This is a genomic window from Geminicoccus flavidas (genome assembly GCF_009806515.1).
Classification (GTDB): Bacteria; Pseudomonadota; Alphaproteobacteria; order Geminicoccales; family Geminicoccaceae; genus Geminicoccus; species Geminicoccus flavidus.
Window position 1 is genome coordinate 1 of the sequence record NZ_WUJP01000170.1, and the last position, 2111, is coordinate 2111.

4 protein-coding genes are annotated in these 2111 nt (G+C 69.9%); all 4 read right to left on the reverse strand.

Annotated elements, in window-relative coordinates:
* Positions 1–165: 165 nt before the first annotated feature.
* Positions 166–570: a DoxX family protein gene (locus tag EQG76_RS04605; RefSeq protein ID WP_159711009.1), complete on the reverse strand. Its 405-nt coding sequence runs from the start codon at positions 568–570 to the stop codon at positions 166–168.
* 89 nt (positions 571–659) lie between these two features.
* Positions 660–965, reverse strand: a complete 306-nt coding sequence (locus tag EQG76_RS04610) for a DUF2218 domain-containing protein (protein ID WP_159711011.1) — start codon at positions 963–965, stop codon at positions 660–662.
* The gene (locus EQG76_RS04615) at positions 965–1555 is read right to left on the reverse strand and encodes a PadR family transcriptional regulator (protein WP_159711013.1); all 591 of its coding nucleotides are present in this window, start codon (positions 1553–1555) and stop codon (positions 965–967) included. Before EQG76_RS04615 ends, EQG76_RS04610 begins: the two co-directional genes overlap by 1 nt.
* Before the next feature lie 176 nt (positions 1556–1731).
* On the reverse strand, positions 1732–2111 hold a 380-nt coding region (locus EQG76_RS04620), incomplete at its 5' end, for a molybdenum cofactor biosynthesis protein MoaE (protein WP_159711015.1).

Below are 2111 nucleotides of genomic sequence, written 5' to 3' on the forward strand. Positions count from 1 at the left end.
CCACTTTCGCTTCTGGTGTCAGGAGCATCGGCTCGAGCCAGACTTCCGTGCCCGCCAGCAGTTCGTCATGGCGATCGCTCGGGACCATGCGGTGAGCGCGCCAACCATGGCTATGCTCTAGCCCAGGCTGGCGGACGGCTCGGGTCGGACGACGGGGCCGGACGGCTAGAACCGGCGGTTCCGCGCGCGCATCGCGTCGATGCTCCAGGGGCCAGGACCCGCGAACGCCAAGTAGAGGAAGACGAAGCAGTACAGGATGGCGGCATCGCCGCCGTTCAGGACCGGGAAGAAGCTCCGCGGCGCGTGCGCGATCCAGTAGGCGAAGGCCATCTCGCCCGAGAGGATGAAGGCGACCGGGCGGGTGAACAGGCCGAGGATCAGGAAGGCGCCGCCGACCAGTTCCAGCAGCCCCGCGATCCAGGACAGCGACAGGAAGGCCGGTGGGCTCTCGTGGGCCGGGAAGCCCAGCAGCTTCTGCGTGCCATGCTCGAAGAAGATCAGCGCTGCGACGATGCGCAGGATGCTGAGGACGCGGGGCGTCCAGACGGTCAGGAGGTCGTCCTTGTCCATGGGTGCCTTTCTCCGGCGGGGCCGGTCGCGATGTGCCGGCGCTGCGGGCCCGCTGCCCGGCATCGCTCCGGCGTCGCATGGAGCCATGGTCAGCGGCTGCGCGTCCACAGGATTTCGGGCTTCTCCCGGAACGCGAACCGCTCCAGATGGCGCGCGACCACCCCTTCCAGCGTCGCCAGGGCCTCCGCGTCCGCGGCGGTGACCCGCATGCGCAGGATCCCGGGCTCCGCTTCGGCGTCGAGCTCGCAGCGGCCGGTCGGGAACTCGACGCTGCCCTGCCGGGCGTCGAACCGGGCGGGTAGCTTGTGGCCGAAATGCTTGCAGAGCTGCTGGAGGTAGCGGCCAGGCACCGCGGTCGCTACGCGCGCTTCCGAGGCGAGGGTGGCGGGGTTCATCAGCTTCTCTCCACGCTGAGGGCGGCGGCATCGAGGGCCGCGGCAATTTCATCCGCCTCGTCCGCGGTGAGCGGGCCGCGCGACAGGCGCAGGCGGACCGCGAGCTTCACGTTCTCCATGGCGCGCAGGACCTGCGGCGGCGGGCTTGCCTCACCGGCGCGCCCGGCCGCTGCCATCCGCTCCAGCAGTGCATCCAGCGCCAGGCGGTTCGCCTCGAGAAAGGCGCGGCCCTGGTCGGTGATCGCGTGCAGCTTGCGGCCGCCTTCGGCGGCGCTGACCGTGACCTGGCCGATCTCCTCCAGCAGGGTCAGGGTCGGGTAGATCACACCCGGGCTCGGGCTGTAGGCGCCGCCGACCCGCTGCTCGATGTCCTTGATGATCTCGTAGCCGTGGCTGGGCTTCTCCGCGATCAGGTGGAGAATGACCAGGCGCAGATCGCCATGGGCGAAGAACCGCCCGAGGCCGCTGCGGCCGCCATGCCGCCCGGGACCGCGGCCGCTCTCGCGCGGCCCATGGAAACCGCCGTCGCGGCCATAGCGCCGCCCATGGCCCTCGGTTCCGCACCGGCCATGACCAGGTCCACGTCGCATCCTCGCTCCGGTCAGGGTTCGATATAACTAATATTCAGATATATCGAACTCTGAGAATGAGCAAGCCTGTCACCTGCGCCGGCGGAAACCCGCGACTGGCCCCCTTCCCCGGCGGTCACACCGCAACCCACGCCAGTTCAGCGGCGGCTACACCGGACCGACAGCCGGCAGCAGGCTCAGACCAGCTCGCCGCCGGTGGCCAGGTGCCAGCGCTTCGTGGCCTCGTCGTCGGCTTCCCTGGCCTCGACCCAGAGACCGCCGCCCTCGCCTTCCTCAAACTTCCAGAAGGTTGCGCGGGTCTTCAGCCAGTCGATCAGGAAGGCGCAGGATTCCAGCGCGGCGTGGCGGTGCGCCGACGCGGTGGCGACCAGCACGATCGGCTCGCCCGGCAGCATCTTCCCGTAGCGGTGGACGATCAGGCTGGCGTCCAGGGGCCAGCGTGCCAGCGCTTCGGCCTCGACCCGTTCCAGCTCCAGCTCGGTCATGCCGGGGTAATGCTCGAGGGTCATCGAGGTCAGGCGGCGCCCGCCGGCGAACTCGCGCACGAGACCCGTGA